This window comes from Rhizobium sp. 01T444 (assembly GCF_056398305.1).
In genome coordinates this window covers 1-779 of the sequence record NZ_JBFTPD010000145.1, presented here as the reverse complement: position 1 = coordinate 779, position 779 = coordinate 1, and the positions used below count along the sequence as shown (strand labels likewise).

1 pseudogene is annotated in these 779 nt (G+C 61.8%); it reads left to right on the top strand.

Annotation, left to right across the window (positions count from 1 at the left end):
- A pseudogene (locus tag AC1DTN_RS37635) lies at positions 1-512 on the top strand (IS1634 family transposase); the annotation flags it as partial.
- Positions 513-779: the final 267 nt, after the last annotated feature.

The window sequence follows — 779 nt, the reverse complement described above, 5'->3', positions numbered from 1 at the left end:
GCCTCTACATCATCCGCACCTCAGTGAGCGCTGAGCAGATGGACGCCGCTCAGTGCGTGCGCAGCTACAAGTCGCTGGCCAACGTCGAGCGCGCATTCCGCTCGATCAAGACGATCGATCTGAAGGTGCGTCCGATTCACCACCGCCTGGCCGACCGGGTGCGCGCGCACATCTTCCTGTGCATGCTGGCCTACTACGTCGAGTGGCATATGCGCGAGGCGTGGCGCGAGTTGATGTTCGCCGACACGGATCTAGACGCCAAGGCCGCGCGCGATCCGGTGGCACCAGCCAAACGCTCCGCGGCGGCACAGGACAAGGCCTCGAGCCACACGCTGCCAGACAGCACCCCGGCGCACAGCTTCGCCACRTTGATGCAGGAGCTCGCCACCGTCGTGCGCAACACCTGCCGCACGCCCGACAGCGCGCCCGATGCGCCGACCTTCGACATCGTCACCACCGCGCAGCCTCTGCATCAGCGCGCCCTCGCGCTCGCGCAGGCCATCACGCCGTAGACAGAAACCAGCCCCGCAAATTCAGGCAAGTGCTTGAATCACAAGGGAATCTCGTCTGATACCATTTTGCGTTCAATAGATTAGATATGATGTCTATCCACGTACTTCAAGGAGTCGTGGATGAAGAGTCTGATCGTTGGGGATAAGCCGACTGTGATGCGCTTGGCAGAACGGCTCAAGCAAGCTGACAGCCATGCGCAATATCAGCGCATTCAGTGCGTGCTGATCAGGGCCACACTGGGCAGCTCGGCCGCACAGATTGCGCAG